Source organism: Alteromonas sp. AWJ4_199, assembly GCF_056159165.1.
The window spans coordinates 69,149-87,227 of the sequence record NZ_JBSWUR010000004.1 but is presented as its reverse complement, the minus strand read 5'-3'; the positions used below and the strand labels follow the sequence as shown (position 1 = coordinate 87,227).

Here is an 18,079-nt window from a genome sequence, read left to right as displayed (position 1 = left end):
AAGTTAGTAAGGCTAAATTGGCGATTTACGATTAGCACACAACGGTGCCGGGGCAACACGCCTTCATAAGTTTTAAGTAAATGAAGGTGTGTTCGCCCCCAATTTTGAAACGGCTAGCTCTATGAGTTCGCCGTTTTTTGTTTTTACGCTAATTTAAAAACAGGCGTTTTTAATGACACAAGAAGAACAAAAAGAAATACAGCAGTTAAAGCAAGGGCTTATGCAATCACAGCATCAGGCCGTCATTTCTGGATGCAACGACATACTTCGACGGGCTAAAGACCCGTTGGGGGTAAGCCAAAACACCCTTAAAGAGGTGCTATATTTAAAAGCGGTAGCATACCGTCTATTGGCTGATGTAAGCAGCGCCATCGAAACGTTAAATGAACTCATTGCATACTTCCCAAATTACGCCCGGGCTTACCAAGAACAGGGCTACTGTTACTTGGCTTCTGATCGCAAAAAGGCTGCGCATAGTTTTTATCAGGCTACACGATTCAACCCAGCGTTATTAACGGCGTGGCTTCAGCTTGAAAAAATGTATAAAGCAGATGATCAAACACAAGCACTAGCGCTTTGTCAGCAGCAAATTGCATTTCTGACATCTTTGCCCAAGCCGTTATTAGGTGCGACAGATCTAATGCACGAAGGGCAATTGCACAAAGCTGAACAAGTATGTCGACAATTTCTAGCTAGTCATGAGCATCACCCTGAAGCAATGATGTTACTTGCCGAAATTGGGATTCAATTGAAAGTATATAGCGACGCTGAATTTCTATTAGAAAGCTGCGTAACGCTATACCCAGAAAATGACAGAGCTGCCGCTGCCTACCAAAACCTGTTATCTAAACTGGGTAAATTTCCTGATGCCGCGGCTGTTGCGAACAAGCGACTAAGGCAATCACCAGACAACTTCACTGTAAAAGTAGGCTTGGCGCACGCGCTGGTTGGTATTGGTGAGTTAGAGCAAGCCATTGACCTTTATAAAGAGTTATTAAAAGATAGCGAGGATAGGCCTGCAGTTTGGGTAGCACTTGGGCATGCCCTAAAAGCTAAAGGTGATATTGACGAAGCGATACAGGCCTATGAAAAAGCCATTGTATTTGAAAAGGACTTTGGCGATGCGTACTGGAGCTTAGCGAACACAAAAACCTATCGGTTTAGTGATGACCTGCTTAGGCAAATGGTCGCGCTGGTAGATGCTGATGCGACAAAATTGGATGATGAAATTCATATTTGCTTTGCATTAGGAAAGGGGTTTGAAGACAAAGCGAATGCCTCCCGCGCGTTTGAGTACTACGCGCGAGGCAATAGTCTTAAAAAGCGTACGCTACAGTTTGATATTGCTAAAACTGAGAAGGCATTACAGGCTCAGCAGCAGGCTTATACAAAGGAAAGCTTTGACAAAGCGCAAGGGTGCCAGGCGTCCGCTCCTATTTTTATTGTTGGTCTTCCTCGGGCTGGTTCAACCCTACTAGAGCAAATCCTCGCGTCGCATTCTCAAGTGGACGGTACGATGGAACTGCATGACATATTAGGGATAGCGTCGTCACTTAGTCATCAGACTACGCCTTACCCATTAAATGTATCAGCATTGAGCGAAGAGACACTGTCAAAACTAGGTAAGCAATATATTCAGCAAACCCAAGCCTATCGACAAGGTGCGCCGCTCTTCATTGACAAAATGCCCAATAACTTCATTCACATTGGCTTAATTAAAAAGATACTGCCTAACGCTAAAATTATTGATGCACGCAGAAACCCAATGGACTGTTGTTTCAGCGGCTTCAAACAGTTATTCGGTGAAGGGCAAGAATTTAGCTATTCGCTTAGCGATATTGGTCGTTACTATAATGCCTATGAACAGCTTATGGATCATTGGCATAGTGTGCTGCCTGGCGACATTCTTACTGTACAGCACGAAGATGTTCTGGATGATTTAGAAGGGCAGGTTAAACGCATTCTTGATTTTTGTGGGTTAGACTTTGAAGAAGCGTGCTTAGCGTTTCATAAAACCAAAAGAGTCATTAAAACTCCAAGTTCGGAACAGGTTCGTCAACCTATTTATAAAACAGGTATGGGGCAGTGGAGACCCTTCGAAAACTATTTAGCTGAGCTTGAACAAGCGCTAGGTAGAGATACGTCGAAGACGAATAATTAAGTGATAGTCAAAAACAAAAAGTCATGGCTGTCTCTAAGCCATGACTTTTTATGAATTAGTTAAAACGTATCAACAGCCTTTTAAGGCTGATAGGGTAGCGAAGATTGGTGAAGAATAATGCGTATTTTTCCGTCTTCACATTGTTTGAAAACAAAGCTCTTGTTTACAAAAATATGGCTGTCGTCTTCGCCGATAAAGTGTACGTTACACTGAACAATGGCAAGCTCACCGTTCAAGATAAAGTCTTCTTTGCTATACCAAACTTTCACCCATGGCTTTAGTTTAAAGCCATTATCGTTCGGATAGTCACTATTACCGCCTACGAAATAAGACAAAGCGCCTTCTTTAGTCGGGCGAAATGTCTGTGAACCAAACGTAAGTGTAGGTTTAAACAGTACTTTTCCATTGTCATAGTCATAGTTTTCTGACAGCACTTGTGAAGCGAATGCTTTTACATCGCCACCTTCGGCGTGTACTTTACCTACCGCTACTACATTGTCGCACCACGTCTGTAATGCTGTATGAACCATCTCTTCTGTAAACATGACGTTAACTCCTTAAATAACTAGTTATGTTATATTGTATCGCTAGTGTCCTAACAATAACGTTTAATCAATGAGATGTAACTGTTTACCCGTGATAGATAATTGCTATCAGCGAAAGGTCACGAAGCATTCGATAGGGAAGAAGTATTGATTAAATGATTATAGTAGACGTCTTCAGTTTGAGCTGCCTAACTTAGAAATTAGGCGCATTCACTAACTATTATAAGAACTGCTTTTAACCTATAATTCGCGAAAAATAAATGTATTACAGTAGTAATAATGAAATTTCCATTAGCCACCATTCTATTATTCCTGGCGTTTTTTATATTTCCCGCAAACTCCGCGATTAGAGATATTCAGCCTCTTTGCCAGGAAAGTGTCGACGAATGTTTATCGAAAATCAGAGCACAGCAATCTCTAATTGATAAGAACACACCGCCATGGTGGGACCTTCAAGCAAGAAGGTTTGATATCTTATTTAACTTTCAACGTTATGATGAGCTTTATGCCCTTCTAAGACCTTGGCTTGAAGCTACAAATTTGAACGGCATACCAGAGTACAAGCCATTAGTTTCTCTGTTTTTCGGTAAGTGGCTACGGGCCAGTGGCCGAGAACAGGAAGCAAGAATAGCGTTAACTAAATCTTTGACGGGCTTGAGAGCACAATATGAAAAGATGCCGTCTCCACAAGTGGGTATAAGGGTTCTAAATCTTCTAGCCGTACTAGGTAAAACGAAAGAAGCACAGGACTTTGCCAAACAACTTGAGGGGGAAAACTACGATGCCCCTGTTTTCTACCAAGAAATGTTTGCTGAACTTGGGCACGTAGCATTGAAAGAAGGCGACAATCTAAAACATATTGAATATCGAGTTAAATCATTACATTGGGCGTTGAAGCTACCCGATTATCAACAGCAAGCTATCGCCTACAGCAATTACGCTGTAGCGCTTCGCAACAATAGGAATTATCAGGAGGCAGAACAGGCTTTCCTGAATGGTTTAGCATGTGCGGAGCAAGCGAATGATATCGCTCAAATTAACAGTATTAAGTTACGGATAGCGGAAAACGCTACGCTTGGCAACGACCCTGAAAAAGCGAGACGTTGGCTCAAGCAAATATCTGTTGATGGGCTTCCATCTTTACAGCTTTCGCGCTACAGAAAATTGGTTAAAGATAACGCACCGCATTGATCGTTAGGTTCATTTCGATTAGCGGCAGGCAAAATGCACATTGCGGCACGCTTTTTTGTTTACCAATAGTTAGATTCACTAATACTTACGGCGCTTGAGCCCGGTCTCGGCCAGAATCTTAGCCGAAATTTCTTCAATAGAATATTTAGTGCTATTTAAAAACGGGATCTTTTCTTTTCTATATAAGTTCTCTACTTCACGAAGCTCCATTCGACATTGTGGCAGCGATGCATATTTGCTGTTTGCACGGCGCTCTGAACGTATTTGATGGAGTCTATCCGCTGCAATCGTTAGCCCAAAAAGCTTATGTTTAAATCTACGCAAAGCAGGAGGGAGCTTTAGCATGTCTCCCATGTCTTCCTCGGTGAAAGGGTAGTTAGCTGCTTTTATACCGTATTGAAGCGCTAAATAGAGGCTTGTTGGGGTTTTACCAGAACGCGACACGCCGGTAAGTATGATATCGGCTTCGTCGTAGTCTTTTAGGTTAGAACCGTCATCATTGGCCAACGCGTAGTTCACGGCTTCAATTCTTATATCGTAAGTAGTTTCGTGGATACTGTGTGTACGATGTTTTTCTGGTTTAGAGGGAACCCCAAGTACTTTTTCTAATGGTGCGACGAATTGATCGAGAAAGTTATAGTTAATGCCCACGGATTTAGAGATTATTTTGCGAATATCTACATTCACAATTGTATAAAAAACGAGCGGCCTTTCTCCGGTGTCTTGAAAACTTTCAGAAATTTGCTGTAAAACTTTGTGAGCTTGTTCCTCAGTTTCAACGAAAGGAATAGTGTTGTGATTGAAAGAAACGGGAAACAATGAAAGCAGGGCGTGGCCAAAGACCTCTGCGGTGATGGCTGTACCATCTGAAATATAAAAAGCTGTGCGCACAACATATCCTTAACATTGGTGTAATTTTATTACAAAAGTAATAAAGGGTTTACTTTCTGAATTTCCCCATTCTAAGATGATTTCGTCGAAAAGCTACACGGTTCTTGTGAATGACGGCAAATTTCAAAGGTTTGCTGTCAAACGTAATGGACAGCGTTAAAAGTGGTTCTCACCACATATCGGCAACAATTTGATGAGTTTCAGGTGATAAAAAGCACATACCTGAAATTAACCTCATACCCTACACATAAAAAAGCTGGAGGCTTGGGCTGTGCAAGAATACGTACTTTGGTATCAAGAACTGGGCATGCATGATGTGGGTCGCGTAGGCGGCAAAAATGCATCATTAGGCGAGATGATTTCAAACCTGGCGAACGCCGGTGTGCAGGTGCCGGGTGGTTTTGCTACCACCGCCGAAGCATTTAATGAGTTTCTAGAACAAAGCGGTCTAGAAGCGCGTATCCACGAAGTTTTAGATTCATTAGACGTGGATGACGTAAATGCCCTTACCGAAGCAGGTAAGAACATTCGCCAGTGGATCATCGACACGCCATTCCAGGGCAAATTAGAAGAAGAAATTAAAACTGCGTTTGTTACGCTACAGGGCGATGCAGGTGAAAAAGCGTCATTTGCTGTGCGTTCTTCGGCTACCGCAGAAGATATGCCTGACGCGTCATTCGCAGGTCAACAAGAGACTTTCCTAAACGTTAAAGGATATGAAGCCGTGCTTGTAGCTATTAAGCACGTTTTCGCATCGCTATTTAACGACCGCGCTATTTCTTATCGTGTCCACCAAGGTTATGACCATAAAGGTGTAGCGCTATCTGCTGGTATTCAGCGTATGGTGCGTAGTGACATCGCTTCATCAGGCGTTATGTTTACTATCGATACAGAATCTGGTTTTGAAGACGTTGTATTTATCACCAGTTCATTTGGTTTAGGTGAAATGGTGGTACAGGGTGCCGTTAACCCTGATGAATTCTACGTTCACAAACCAACGCTAGATAAAGGCTTGCCTGCTATCGTTCGTCGTAACCTTGGCAGCAAGCTTACTAAGATGGTGTATTCAGACGATGAAGCTCACGGTAAGCAAGTTTCTATCGTTGACATTGATGCAGCTGACAGCAAAACCTTTTCACTAACAGACGATGAAGTAATGGAGCTTGCTAAGCAGGCACAAATTATTGAACAGCACTACAAGCGTCCTATGGACATTGAATGGGCCAAAGACGGCGCAGACGGCAAGCTTTACATTGTACAGGCTCGCCCAGAAACGGTACGTAGCCGTGAAGACTCACAAAGCATTGAGCGCTTCCAATTAAAAGGTCAAAGCAACATCGTTGTTGAAGGCCGCGCAATTGGTCACAAAATTGGTGCTGGTGTAGCGAAAGTACTTGATTCAATTGAAGAGATGGACAAAATCCAAGCGGGTGATGTACTGGTAACTGACATGACAGACCCTGATTGGGAGCCTATCATGAAGAAGGCTTCTGCTATTGTTACCAACCGTGGTGGCCGAACGTGTCACGCGGCTATCATCGCACGTGAGTTAGGCATTCCAGCGGTGGTTGGTTGTGGTAACGCCACTGACAGCATCAAAAACGGCGATAAAATCACTGTGTCTTGTGCTGAAGGTGACACAGGCTTCATTTACGGTGACGAACTTGAGTTTGACGTAGTGACATCACGTATTGATGCAATGCCTGACCTACCGCTAAAAGTGATGATGAACGTAGGTAACCCAGACCGTGCATTTGACTTTGCTCGCTTGCCAAATGCGGGTGTTGGTCTTGCTCGCCTTGAGTTTATTATCAACCGCATGATTGGTGTGCACCCTAAAGCACTGCTTAATTTCGACAGCCAGCCAGAAGAGCTGAAAGAAGAAATTAGCGACATGATTGCAGGCTACGAATCGCCAACGGAATACTACATCGAGAAATTGGTAGAAGGTATATCAACTATTGGTGCAGCCTTCTCGCCAGAAAAAGTAATCGTTCGTATGTCAGATTTCAAATCGAACGAATACTTCAACTTGGTTGGCGGCTATCAATACGAGCCTGACGAAGAGAACCCAATGTTGGGCTTCCGTGGTGCAAGCCGTTACATCTCTGAAGATTTCCGCGATTGTTTTGCTCTTGAATGTGAAGCAATTAAACGGGTTCGCAACAAAATGGGTTTAACCAATGTCGAAATCATGATCCCGTTTGTTCGCACGCTAGAAGAAGGTCGTAAAGTTATCGAACTTCTTGAAGAGCAGGGCCTTAAGAAAGGTGAAAACGGCCTTCGCGTTATCATGATGTGTGAACTGCCATCAAACGCACTGCTTGCAGATAAGTTCCTAGACATTTTCGACGGTTTCTCTATTGGGTCTAACGATTTGACGCAGTTAACCCTAGGTCTAGATCGTGATAGCGGCCTTATTGCGCACTTGTTTGACGAGCGCGACGAAGCAGTTAAAGCATTGCTTTCAATGGCAATTCAGGCAGCGAAGAAGCGTGGTAAATACGTAGGTATTTGTGGCCAGGGCCCGTCTGACCACGAAGATTTCGCAGCGTGGTTGGTGGAAGAGGGGATCGATTCTGTATCACTGAACCCAGATACAGTTGTAGAAACTTGGCTATACCTTGCAGAAAAGCACGGTTAATGGCGTAACGTGATGGTTCTTAATTAGATAAACGTTTGGCTCATAGTTAGTCTTAATTTAGAACCAGCTGTAACGACTTTTAAAAGAGACTTTCGGGTCTCTTTTTTATTGCTTGTTACTCAATTTACGCGAAGATTTAGGTTATTAAAGTAGCGTATTACATTCCTCAAAAAAACTATGGTTATTTAGCAAAAGTATACATTTTTGTGTGCAGAAAACATGACTTTGTGTAATTAAAATTGTAATATTACAGAGTGACTTTCACTTTGAATCTTTCATTAATAAATAACTTGGTTGAATTCTCATGGCACATAATGACAGCGCAGTTTCAGTAAACACTTCCGAAGAAAATGTTATGCAATCAGGCTCGGTGGTAGAGCAGTTGGCGCAAGCACAAAAAGAAATTAATGAACTTAAAATGCAGCTGATGTGGATGGAACGTAACTACGAGTAATTTCCTAGTCGCTAAACTCGGGCTTTAATAGTCCGAGTTTTTTGTTTGGTTGAAATGAAATTCTGAAAGTCTACATTTCGACTTTCATTTTTGGTTGGTCTTACCAGGTAAAGCTTTTTTCCTTGATGTTCAATTTATGTGCTAGTGTGATTGAATAACGTTAGCAATATTTTAGATGCAGGGAAGGGAAGAAAAATGGCTTATCGGTTCAAGTTTTTTGCTCAACCAGTAATCACTAATATAAGAACCCTTTGTGAAGCAGCACTCGTAGAATTCACCATCGGTTTGATTTGTGCAGTATTTGCTTACGCAAGCTATGGTATTTTCATCCATCTTTTCGTTGCGTGCATCGTTATCTCTCTCGCTTGCTTTTGCTTAAGTATCTACAACCTTTACTGTCTTTACTCTCATCCTTGAAGTGTTTTAAAAAATCCTGAGCTTTGTCATTAAAGTTTGATCCTAGATAAACGAAAAAACGAGTCTATGTCTAGCGTCCAAAGTGAATCTTGTACTATTTTGAATAGATAATTTCCCACGCAGAAGGCGTTGGTAAGCTTCATAGGAAAACGGCATAGCAAAACGGAACAAGCAGAGAACGGAAAGTGGTATAAAATGCACCTACAAAAAAGGGTAAACACATGATGCGTTTACCCTTTTTAAATACTTAAAGCACGGTTTTGAGATTTACCTCGTGGCGGTGCGGGTTATTTAAGTGCTTATGCTTTTAGCTGGTTACCGATAGGTAACTGTCGAATGCGCTTACCGCAAGCAGCGAAAATGGCATTACAAAGTGCCGGGGCATAAACAGGTGTAGCTGGCTCACCCACACCTGCTGGAGGGGCATCGCTTTCAATAACTTCAACTTCGACCTCTAGTGGTGAATCGCTCATACGCGGTACACGGTAGTTGTGGAAGTTACTCTGCTGTACGCGGCCCTTATCAAAAGTAATACCGTCACTAATGGCAGTAGTAATACCGTAAACTGAGCCGCCCTGAGTCTGGTTTTTCACCGTGTCAGTGTTAACCACAGTGCCTGCATCAATGGCTACCCATGATTTAATCACGCTAAGATCGCCAGCGTCAGACACCTCAACTTCCACCACCGTGGCTACATATGTTAGGAAGCTGCGGTGCGCTGCTATACCAAGGCCGCGGCCTTTTGGCATCTCTCGACCCCAACCAGCCATGTCTGCCACTTTCTCAATAACATTGCGCAGGCGGCCTGTATCCAGTGGATAAACAGATTTATCACCCCAATAGTTGTTGTATTCGGCTTTTTGCTCGGTAACATCAAGAACTCTGTCAGGACCGATAACCTCTAATAGGTAATCCTTCGCGTCTTTACCTGCCTTGTGCGCCGCTTCATTGATAAACGACTGAACAGCAAACGCGTGGAAGATATTTGATACCGAGCGCATCCATCCAATACGTGCTTTTGCCGGTGCTTCACCGCGCTCTAACTTCATATTTGGCGTTAGAATAGGGTTGTCAGTAAAGCCCAAATCTAGCTCAAAGCTAAACGGCGCGTTTGCACCTTCTTGGAAGGTTGAAGCAATAGGAGAAAACGCAGTTCTGTGAAGGTATGCGTCAATCTTACCATTTTCATCTAACGCCGCTTCGACATGCTGAGCCGACACTGCATGATAGAAACCGTGCTGAATGTCGTCTTCACGTGTCCACTGAACGCGAATTGGTTTGCCCGTTTTCATTGAAAGGTATGCTGCTTCAGCAGAAAAATCAGGCTTAGACTTACGACCAAATGCCCCGCCTAGCATGGTAACGTGAACATTGATTTTTTCTTTGTCCATACCAACCATAGCGCCCACAGTTTCCATATCAGCCTGCGGGTTTTGTGTTGCTGCCCATACGTCAACGCGATCTTTATAGTACATGGCTGTCGCGCATGGCGGCTCCATGGGGGCTTGTGCTAAATGCGGCACGTAGTAGTCGGCAATTAACTTGTCGCTGGCCTTTTCTAAAACGCTTACCGCATCACCTTTTTCTCTAACAAGCGCTTGAGGTGTATTTACGGTGTTAAGTAGCTGCTCTTTAAAGTTCGCTGAGTTATAGTCGCCGTTGGAACCATCGTCCCAAGATACCTCTAGTGCCTTACGGCCTTGCCACGCCGCCCATGTGTTGTTTGCAATAATTGCAATACCACCTTTAGGCTGGAATTGTGGTGCGCCTTTAGGCGCAGGCATTTCAATAACGTCAACCACACCTTTAACCGCTTTCACTTTATCTGCGTTGAAACTTTTTACTTTTCCACCCACTACAGGCGGGCGCTCAATAATGGCAACAAGCGCTTTAGGCTCACGAACGTCTGCTGCAAAGGTTGCTTTACCGGTCACAATATCTTGAAGGTCGATGTGCGCCATACCCGTATTAATATAACGCCATTCTTTCCTGTCTTTAAGGGTAAGCGTATCTGTTTCTGGCGGCGTTATAGTCAGTGCGCCATTAATTAAGTCTTTATAAGCAAGGGTTTTACCTGAAGTGTGTGTTACCACATGCTGTTCGGCAACACAGGTATTTGGCTCAACACCCCAACGCTTGGCTGCAGCATGTTGCATCATATAACGTACGCTGGCGCCCATCTCACGTAGGCGCTGCATATTAAAGCGGATACTACGGGAACCATCGGTGTTTTGGTCACCGTATTTAGGGTCGCCTTTGCCCTGAATAACAATAACCTTATCCCAAGCCGCTTCCATTTCGTCTGCCACGATTTGAGCAATTGCGGTACGAATTTGCTGACCCATTTCACTGCGGTGACAGGTTACTTCAACCATGCCATCTGGGCGAAGTGCAATAAACAGGTTTGCGCGCTTAGCGTTTTCTGCTGGCTTAGCCAACACGCCTGCCATAGCGCGAGGAGCACCGCCCATAAAGTAAGTACCAAGAACTAGAGCGCCTGCTGCAGCTGTCGATTTTAAAAAGCCGCGACGATTCATATCGAAATAGGTATTCTGACTCATGCTTCTTCTCCCGCTTTGGTTGGGTCAAAGTAGCTAACACCTGCATTGCCGGTCATTGATTTCGATGCTGACTTAATGGCTTTATGAATGCGAGGGTAGGTGCCGCACCGGCAGATATTGCCAGACATGTTCTGAACAATCTCTTCGTCGCTTGGTGTTGGGTTGGTCGATAACAGACTGGCAGCTTGCATGATTTGTCCACATTGACAGAAACCACATTGTGGTACTTTATGTTCTACCCATGCTTTTTGAACAGGGTGGTCACCATTTTCACTAAGTCCTTCAATGGTGGTAATTTTTCTGCCTTGAACGGCAGAAACAGGCAGCACGCAAGAGCGTTGTGCCATACCGTCAATGTGAACAGTACACGCGCCACATTGCGCCATACCACAGCCAAACTTAGGTCCTGTAAGGTTTAATTCGTCACGAAGGTACCACAACACTGGTGTTGATGGGTCACCAGAAAATTCGTGTTTGTTACCATTAACGGTAAACGTGATCATGGTCTTGTCTCCATAGGTAAGCGATAAACATGAACTACCCAAGCAGTACTGCGTTATTTGAACACACTACAGAATTCATACTTATACGGTTACATTGCCTGATGATACGAACTATCTAAGATGCTGAACATGCAGAGATATATGCCACTACTATTATTATTAAAGGCTTCGCAATTGTTTATTTAAATTACGTTAACACGCATTGCAGCGTTACGCATTTACATAAGATTAAATGTTAGGTGTCTGCGACAAAATAACGAAGGAATCGCGCTAGACACTCTTTTGAAGTAAGAGGTATGTAGAGTTGAATGAGCGAAGCGAGTATGCGAATGGGGTAGAAATACTTAGGTAAGCGCTATCTAAGCTTTCGCATAAGAAGGAAACGGTCTATTTTACGTGCGCTCATTGTCATTGTTCGCTGACTATACTTAAGCCAGCCACGTGCTCTAGGCCAGTCGTAACTCAACAGTACTAAACCTGCTACGACAAAAAAGATAGAGCCAGGAAGTAAAGTTAAAACAATTCCGCCAACAAATAAAATTGCTCCCAGAGTAAGTCTTAGTATACGCATTTGCCTGAACTCGCCTTAAAACATTTAATGTCTTTGAGTGTCGCTCAACTTTAACGGTTTGCCAATAATAAAAATGTAAATGTTTGTGCCCGTTTAGTATGGGTGGACGCCTATTTCAATATTAGAAAATAATATTGAAGGGCTATTATCAAAGGGCAAACACAAAGTAATCCTCGCATTGTTGAATAAATAATCGTTTAAAAGCCCAAGTCTAATGATCAAGCCGAATGCGGTGGAAAGCGTGCTAGAAATACAGTACAAAGGGGTACAGACAAAGTAGTAATTAGCGCTATACCTTAGGGTTCTTTGAAAAAAGAACGGTTTAAAACCGCAAACTATAGCGCGTGTATTGCTTGGGAATTCACGCAACAAAGTTTTGCGCAATAAAAAAAATATAAAAAAGAGATATATCATGGCTGAACAACAAGAAAGACAACCTATCAGTGAAGAAGAGCGCGCAGATTGGGTAAGAGAGCAGTTTCAGAAAGCTAACAAGTTTCTAGCAGAAAATGGTGTATTGTTTGACACCGTTATTACTGAAGAGAGCCGTTACTTAATGCCGTATCTAGCCGTGTGGAAGATTAGAGCAATGGACGGAAAACTTTACTGGGTAATAAGTGGAGATTTACCTACTGATTATACTTCTATAGACAACGCGAAAGATGCAAAAGAAGTTTTACGTCATTTTGCTATGCACTGGCAAATGAAAGCTGAAAACTTGATTAACGCTGAGGGCGCTGATGAAAGCCAAAAAGAATTTGGTGCACTCTTAATCAATAGAGCAGAGAATTTGTTTGCCATGCAAAACACCCCAGAGCTTTGGGCGTAACAAGCAAGGCTTACAACCAGGTTATGTCGCGCTGGGTTGCGCTAGGTAACAAGCGAGCTAGTGAAGCTGGGTAACGTCTGGCAGAGGAAATCGCTCTGCCGGACATTGAAGCCTTTGTCTGGGAACGCCTGCGTCCATAAACACGTTTCCGTCCGGTTTAAACCCAATAGATTGGTGATACGACACACTTTCCAAATTACAGATAACTTTGATTATGGGAAGGTTATTTTGTTTAGCTGCTGCAACTAAAGCGCCAAACAAAGCGCGGTAAACAGGAAGTGTTCTGTGACAGCGCTTAACGGCAATACGGCCAAGTTCACCTTTTTTCGTCAAGCGCCCCGTGGCAATGGGTTCGTTTTGGTCGTTGACTATCAGCACATGGCACGCCGAGCTATCGTGTTCGTCGAACTCGATAGCTTCCGGTACTTGCCATTCTAAAACAAATACATGTTCCCTAAGTGCTTTAAGTCGATGTTTATCCTTTTCCCAATCGACGTTTTGTATAGTAAACGCCATATTTTCCTGTTAATCCTCGGCCCATTCCCAATAACCATTATTAACAAGTGTAGTTAAGGTTTCTAAAAATGTAAAAGAAGGCGCATCTTGGCAGCATGTTGCGTTCAAAACGGCACCCGATGCTAGCACTTCAAACCATTCTTGGTCACTTTTCGTAAACGTGAATTGACTGCCGTTTACATAAAGCGCGCGTGGTAAGCCACGTTTGCCATCACAAATTAAAGCGCGAATGCCAGGCGCTGGAGCAAAGCTAATCCCTGCTGCGAATTCATTTGAAATTTGCTCTAAGGTGACTTCATCGTCGAGAGGGAATTCCGGAACCCCTTGTTCGCTCATTGCTTCTAGAAGGGAGTACGTGAAATCTTCACTATTAATAGCGTCTATCAGTTGCTGTTTTAGTGCTGCAACATCGCTAGCATTCACTAATGCGCTGCTTGATTGTATTGTTCTGCCAGCATCGGTAAAGCGGTAATTTCCAGCACCTTTATCCAGCATCATTGCCAAGCTTTCTGCCAATTGCAGGTTGTCCGGCGCGCGATAGCCCACCGAGTAGGTCAAGCTGTCTTCAATCGTAGCGCCATCATGAGGCCAGCCCGGCGGCACATATACCACATCGCCAGGTTCACAAATAACGTCAATAACGGGTTCAAAACCTTCAATTTGTCTTAGTTTCGGGTGTGGGCACACTTCTTTGTAGTCTGCAGGTTTACCTACACGCCAGCGCCTTTTTCCTTTACCTTGTACAAGGAACACATCGTATTGGTCTATGTGAGCCCCAACTCCAGCTCCATTGGTAGCGAAGCTTACCATCAGGTCGTCTAGTCGCCAGTTAGGAACAAAAGAAAAAGGTGCGAGAATTGGCGCAACGTCCGGTACATACTTATCAACGCCTTGAACAAGTAGCGTCCATTTACCCTTGCATGCCTTCTCGAAGTCGCTAATTGGCCCCTGTTCAACGTGCCAGTTTCCTTGTTCATTACTTATGATTCGAGCGTCGACATCTGACTCTTGTGCGAGCCCTGCCAAATCGTTTTCATCTATAGGATCTGCAAAGTTTGGAAAAAAATTCTTTATTACCACAGGTTTTTGTTGCCAGTAGTGCTTTAAGAAAGCTTCGGCATTAAAGCCTGTACCTGTTTGTGCATCAATAAAGTACGTATTGTCGTTGGTGCTCATAGCATCTCGTTTTTGTAGGCCATTTTAGTGTTTCTTTCGTTAAACTCGATAACGATAAATATACAAAGCGCGATTTAGACCCGGTTAAAAAATGAATAAAAAGTAGGTATAAAAAACGCGGTACTTTTGACCGCGTTTTTAGTGTAGTGGAAAGGGTTAACCCTTATAACTGATCTACCAGCCTGATTGCATCACCAATGTAAGTTGCCGGCGATAAGGCTTTTAGCTCGGCTTTAGCGGCATCTGGCATGTCTAAATTATCGATAAACTCAGCGATAACCTCAGCATTAACTTTCTTGCCACGCGTTAACTCTTTAAGTTTCTCATAAGGCTTTTCAATACCGTAACGACGCATTACCGTTTGGATAGGCTCTGCTAATAGTTCCCAGTTATTGTCTAGCTCGTTAAGCAAGCTTTGCTCGTTAACCTCTAACTTACTAATACCTTTTAGTGTGGCTTGATAAGCAATAACTGCATATCCCACACCTACACCAAGGTTGCGAAGAACCGTTGAGTCAGTTAGGTCGCGTTGCCAGCGAGAAATTGGCAGTTTAGCAGCGAGATGGTCAAATATAGCGTTAGCCAGACCTAAGTTACCTTCTGAGTTTTCAAAATCGATAGGGTTAACTTTATGCGGCATGGTTGAAGAACCGATTTCGCCAGCAACAGTCTTTTGTTTAAAGTGACCGAGTGCAATGTAACCCCAAACGTCACGATCGAAATCGATAAGTATGGTGTTAAAACGGGCAATAGCATCAAACATTTCAGCGATATAATCGTGAGGCTCGATTTGCGTAGTGAACGGGTTCCAGGTAAGGCCAAGTGAGGTAACGAACTTTTCTGAAACGCCGTGCCAGTCTACATCTTTATAGGCAGACAAATGTGCATTGTAGTTGCCCACAGCACCGTTAATTTTACCAAGCAGTTCAACGCCCGCAATTTGACTGCGCTGACGCTTCAAGCGAATAGCCACGTTTGCCATCTCTTTACCCATAGTAGTAGGAGAGGCTGGCTGACCGTGGGTACGGGCCATCATAGGTACATTCTGATAACGCTTAGCAAGTTCTACTAGCGCTTCGATTAATTTGTCACAGTAAGGTAGAATAACCGTTTCACGGGCTTCACGAAGCATTAGGCCGTGTGAAAGGTTGTTAATGTCTTCAGACGTACATGCAAAGTGAATGAACTCGTTAACCGCACAAAGCTCACTGTTGTCTGCTACTTTCTCTTTAAGGAAGTATTCAACAGCTTTTACGTCATGATTTGTAGTGCGCTCAATTTCTTTGATGCGCATCGCATCTTCAACGCTAAATTCCACTACTATTTTGTCTAGTAGTGCATTTGACGTGTCTGAAAAGGCAGGAACTTCTTCAATTTGTGGGTTAGTAGAAAGCATTTGTAACCAACGTACTTCTACTTCTACACGGTATTTTAACAAGCCGTACTCACTGAAAATACTGCGTAATTCTACGCTTTTGCCAGCATATCGACCATCGACAGGGGAAATTGCAGTTAACTGACTCAGTTCCACCTTAAGCTCCTCACTAGTTTATTAATCGTAGTGCTTTAACAGCACTGTTAAGAATGTGTTTGCGTTTAAATAATATATTTCTTCGTTTGCCGCCCATCTGACGCCACATCACCGCAGCCCTTACGCCCGCAAGTAAAAGGGCACGTACTTTGTGCTGATTAGCAGGTTGGCTCAAATAGTCTGGGTTGCCCGCCACCTGAATACGCGGAGCTAACGGGCTGATAATATCGCTGTAAATACTGGCTAATGAGGAAACAATTTGCGGATTTTGAAAGTCTACGTGGGCAAGCTGGCGCTGAACATGTGAAATGCGTTCACCGAGTTCCTGCATAGCTTTAGGCTTTCTGGCTAGCTTTCTTTCAAGACCTAAGATGCTTGCGATATAGCGGGTTAGCTCTGTGTCTTTTGTTGCTTGTTTGTCAGATAATTGCGCAGCAAGAGTAGTGTAACCGGTTTTTAGATTAGACAGTTGCCCAAACACCTGTTGAGGAGTTTCAGGGTCGGTAACCAGTATGCTTGATAAACTTGCTTCAATGGCTTCGTTTTCAGCAGAGCCTCGTCTGGCTAGCTGCTGCACTAGCGCAGCAGCCTGACATACCCCAGCTAGGGCCAAATTATTTTCTATATCGGTATCTAGCATCAGCGAATGTAACTCTCAATAATACCGCCGCCAAGGCAGACCTCTTCACTGTAAAATACCGCCGACTGGCCAGGTGTTACCGCCTTTTGTGGTTCGTCAAACACTACTTCTATGGTGTCGTGTTCAGTTGGTGTAATAGTACAAGGGATATCCGCCTGGCGATAACGCGTCTTAACCACCGCGCGCATAGGCTCATTGAGTGTTTTTCTGTCTACCCAATGTAGCTGCTTGGCAACCAAACCTTTTGAATAAAGGCGAGGGTGATCGGCACCTTGACCAACAATAAGAACATTGCGGGCAACGTCTTTATCTACCACATACCAAGGGTCATCACCGTATTTAGCTAAACCGCCAATATGAAGGCCTTTACGCTGACCTAAAGTGTGATACATCAAACCTTCGTGTTGCCCAATTTCTTCACCTTCTGCGGTTTCGATAACGCCAGGCTGCGCTGGAAGGTAGCGGGCTAGGAAGTCTTTAAACTTACGTTCGCCGATAAAGCAGATCCCTGTTGAATCTTTCTTATCATGGGTAATAAGCCCTTGCTCTTCAGCAATTTTACGCACCAGTGGTTTTTCAATATCACCCACAGGGAAAAGGGTTTTAGCAACGTGTTCTTCACCTAGCGTATACAAGAAGTAACTTTGGTCTTTGTTGTTGTCGAGACCGCGCAACATCTGCCATTTACCGTCTACCTCACGGCGGCGAACATAGTGTCCCGTGGCTATATAGTCTGCACCAAGATCTTCTGCAGCGAACTCAAGAAACGCTTTAAACTTAATTTCTTTGTTGCACATAATATCTGGGTTAGGCGTTCGGCCTGCTTTGTATTCTTCTAAAAAATACTCAAATACATTATCCCAGTATTCTGCAGCAAAGTTGATGGTGTGCAGCTCAATGCCTAGCTTGTCAGCAACCGCTTGCGCATCTTTTAAATCTTCCGCAGCGGCGCAGTACTCATCGTTATCATCTTCTTCCCAGTTTTTCATAAAAAGACCTTCAACCTGGTATCCCTGCTGTTGAAGCAGATAGGCTGAAACAGACGAATCGACACCGCCGGACATGCCGACGATCACTTTTTTGCTGGCGTTAGATTCAATATCACTCACTACAGATTGCACACTCATTTGATTAATAAAAAAGAAACCTTATTTGTTAATGGGGTCATGCATTAACATATTTATGAATTTGCCAATACACTAACTCATTGGGTGGGCTATTCCACCAAGCCGCTATCCACCAAGCTACTATGCAAGCTGCAACATGAGCTTCACCGTAAGCTTTACAGTAAGAAAGCACGAACAAACAGGCCCGTTTTCGAGGTCGCGGATTTTATCAGATTCCGATCGGTAATTCACATCTAATCCTTATCTGATTAAGTAATTAAATATGTACGTGGACAAGCTTGGTCTTTAACGCATTAATGTTTCCGTGCGTAAATAAGCACCA

The 18,079-nt window shown here is 43.6% G+C and carries 15 protein-coding genes; 5 read left to right on the top strand and 10 right to left on the bottom strand.

The genetic code is table 11. From position 1 onward, the window contains the following. The first annotated feature begins 172 nt into the window (after window positions 1-172). Window positions 173-2,161, top strand: a complete 1,989-nt coding sequence (locus ACXAER_RS18745) for a tetratricopeptide repeat-containing sulfotransferase family protein (RefSeq protein WP_474831854.1) — start codon at window positions 173-175, stop codon at window positions 2,159-2,161. 80 nt (window positions 2,162-2,241) lie between these two features. Here the strand turns inward: ACXAER_RS18745 and ACXAER_RS18740 are convergent, their stop codons facing one another. Next, the gene (locus tag ACXAER_RS18740; protein WP_474831852.1) at window positions 2,242-2,706 is read right to left on the bottom strand and encodes a hypothetical protein; all 465 of its coding nucleotides are present in this window, start codon (window positions 2,704-2,706) and stop codon (window positions 2,242-2,244) included. Between the two features lie 279 nt (window positions 2,707-2,985). Between ACXAER_RS18740 and ACXAER_RS18735 the strand changes: the two genes are divergently transcribed. Continuing rightward, entirely contained in the window at window positions 2,986-3,897 is a 912-nt protein-coding gene (locus tag ACXAER_RS18735; protein ID WP_474831850.1) for a hypothetical protein, read from the top strand. Window positions 3,898-3,975: 78 nt separating this feature from the next. Here the strand turns inward: ACXAER_RS18735 and ppsR are convergent, their stop codons facing one another. Beyond that, window positions 3,976-4,788 (bottom strand): posphoenolpyruvate synthetase regulatory kinase/phosphorylase PpsR, encoded by an 813-nt coding sequence (gene ppsR / locus ACXAER_RS18730; protein ID WP_049586695.1) that lies wholly within the window; start codon window positions 4,786-4,788, stop codon window positions 3,976-3,978. A gap of 271 nt (window positions 4,789-5,059) precedes the next feature. Between ppsR and ppsA the strand changes: the two genes are divergently transcribed. Both ppsA and ACXAER_RS18720 read left to right on the top strand, forming a co-directional pair. Then, complete coding sequence (gene ppsA / locus ACXAER_RS18725) at window positions 5,060-7,432, top strand: phosphoenolpyruvate synthase (protein WP_474831846.1); 2,373 nt, start codon at window positions 5,060-5,062, stop codon at window positions 7,430-7,432. A gap of 304 nt (window positions 7,433-7,736) precedes the next feature. Then, a complete protein-coding gene (locus ACXAER_RS18720; RefSeq protein ID WP_156964778.1) occupies window positions 7,737-7,886 on the top strand; it encodes a hypothetical protein in 150 nt (49 codons plus the stop codon). 716 nt (window positions 7,887-8,602) lie between these two features. Here ACXAER_RS18720 and ACXAER_RS18715 read toward each other — a convergent pair. The 3 genes from ACXAER_RS18715 to ACXAER_RS18705 all read right to left on the bottom strand — a co-directional run bounded on the left by ACXAER_RS18715 (window position 8,603) and on the right by ACXAER_RS18705 (window position 11,938). Next, a complete protein-coding gene (locus tag ACXAER_RS18715; protein WP_474831844.1) occupies window positions 8,603-10,864 on the bottom strand; it encodes a xanthine dehydrogenase family protein molybdopterin-binding subunit in 2,262 nt (753 codons plus the stop codon). Continuing rightward, window positions 10,861-11,367, bottom strand: a complete 507-nt coding sequence (locus tag ACXAER_RS18710) for a (2Fe-2S)-binding protein (RefSeq protein WP_474831842.1) — start codon at window positions 11,365-11,367, stop codon at window positions 10,861-10,863. The genes ACXAER_RS18715 and ACXAER_RS18710 overlap by 4 nt, the downstream gene beginning before the upstream one ends. 355 nt (window positions 11,368-11,722) lie before the next feature. Then, window positions 11,723-11,938, bottom strand: a complete 216-nt coding sequence (locus tag ACXAER_RS18705; protein WP_474831839.1) for a PGPGW domain-containing protein — start codon at window positions 11,936-11,938, stop codon at window positions 11,723-11,725. A 412-nt stretch (window positions 11,939-12,350) separates the two neighbouring features. On the opposite strand from ACXAER_RS18705, the gene ACXAER_RS18700 reads away from it, so the two are divergent. Continuing rightward, window positions 12,351-12,767, top strand: coding sequence for a DUF4826 family protein (locus ACXAER_RS18700; protein ID WP_474831837.1), 417 nt, complete (start codon window positions 12,351-12,353; stop codon window positions 12,765-12,767). Between the two features lie 57 nt (window positions 12,768-12,824). On the opposite strand, the gene ACXAER_RS18695 is transcribed toward ACXAER_RS18700, so the two are convergent. The 5 genes from ACXAER_RS18695 to mnmA all read right to left on the bottom strand — a co-directional run bounded on the left by ACXAER_RS18695 (window position 12,825) and on the right by mnmA (window position 17,757). Beyond that, complete coding sequence (locus ACXAER_RS18695) at window positions 12,825-13,283, bottom strand: GNAT family N-acetyltransferase (protein WP_474831835.1); 459 nt, start codon at window positions 13,281-13,283, stop codon at window positions 12,825-12,827. Window positions 13,284-13,292: 9 nt separating this feature from the next. Next, window positions 13,293-14,459, bottom strand: coding sequence for a cupin domain-containing protein (locus ACXAER_RS18690; RefSeq protein WP_474831832.1), 1,167 nt, complete (start codon window positions 14,457-14,459; stop codon window positions 13,293-13,295). A 163-nt stretch (window positions 14,460-14,622) separates the two neighbouring features. After that, on the bottom strand, window positions 14,623-15,990 hold the full coding sequence (gene purB / locus ACXAER_RS18685) for an adenylosuccinate lyase (RefSeq protein ID WP_474831829.1): 1,368 nt from the start codon (window positions 15,988-15,990) through the stop codon (window positions 14,623-14,625). A 13-nt stretch (window positions 15,991-16,003) separates the two neighbouring features. Then, window positions 16,004-16,630, bottom strand: coding sequence for a high frequency lysogenization protein HflD (hflD, locus tag ACXAER_RS18680; protein WP_334058349.1), 627 nt, complete (start codon window positions 16,628-16,630; stop codon window positions 16,004-16,006). Beyond that, a complete protein-coding gene (mnmA, locus tag ACXAER_RS18675) occupies window positions 16,630-17,757 on the bottom strand; it encodes a tRNA 2-thiouridine(34) synthase MnmA (protein WP_474807061.1) in 1,128 nt (375 codons plus the stop codon). The genes hflD and mnmA overlap by 1 nt, the downstream gene beginning before the upstream one ends. Window positions 17,758-18,079 lie beyond the last annotated feature (322 nt).

What these genes read in the sequence shown, in the direction of transcription:
- ACXAER_RS18745 (WP_474831854.1), top strand. Translation starts at nt 173, where the DNA reads ATGACACAAGAAGAACAAAAAGAAATACAGCAGTTAAAGCAAGGGCTT.
- ACXAER_RS18690 (WP_474831832.1), bottom strand. Translation starts at nt 14,459, where the DNA reads ATGAGCACCAACGACAATACGTACTTTATTGATGCACAAACAGGTACA.
- ACXAER_RS18695 (WP_474831835.1), bottom strand. Translation starts at nt 13,283, where the DNA reads ATGGCGTTTACTATACAAAACGTCGATTGGGAAAAGGATAAACATCGA.
- ACXAER_RS18710 (WP_474831842.1), bottom strand. Translation starts at nt 11,367, where the DNA reads ATGATCACGTTTACCGTTAATGGTAACAAACACGAATTTTCTGGTGAC.
- ACXAER_RS18715 (WP_474831844.1), bottom strand. Translation starts at nt 10,864, where the DNA reads ATGAGTCAGAATACCTATTTCGATATGAATCGTCGCGGCTTTTTAAAA.
- ACXAER_RS18720 (WP_156964778.1), top strand. Translation starts at nt 7,737, where the DNA reads ATGGCACATAATGACAGCGCAGTTTCAGTAAACACTTCCGAAGAAAAT.
- mnmA (WP_474807061.1), bottom strand. Translation starts at nt 17,757, where the DNA reads ATGAGTGTGCAATCTGTAGTGAGTGATATTGAATCTAACGCCAGCAAA.
- ACXAER_RS18705 (WP_474831839.1), bottom strand. Translation starts at nt 11,938, where the DNA reads ATGCGTATACTAAGACTTACTCTGGGAGCAATTTTATTTGTTGGCGGA.
- ACXAER_RS18740 (WP_474831852.1), bottom strand. Translation starts at nt 2,706, where the DNA reads ATGTTTACAGAAGAGATGGTTCATACAGCATTACAGACGTGGTGCGAC.
- hflD (WP_334058349.1), bottom strand. Translation starts at nt 16,630, where the DNA reads ATGCTAGATACCGATATAGAAAATAATTTGGCCCTAGCTGGGGTATGT.
- ACXAER_RS18735 (WP_474831850.1), top strand. Translation starts at nt 2,986, where the DNA reads ATGAAATTTCCATTAGCCACCATTCTATTATTCCTGGCGTTTTTTATA.
- ACXAER_RS18700 (WP_474831837.1), top strand. Translation starts at nt 12,351, where the DNA reads ATGGCTGAACAACAAGAAAGACAACCTATCAGTGAAGAAGAGCGCGCA.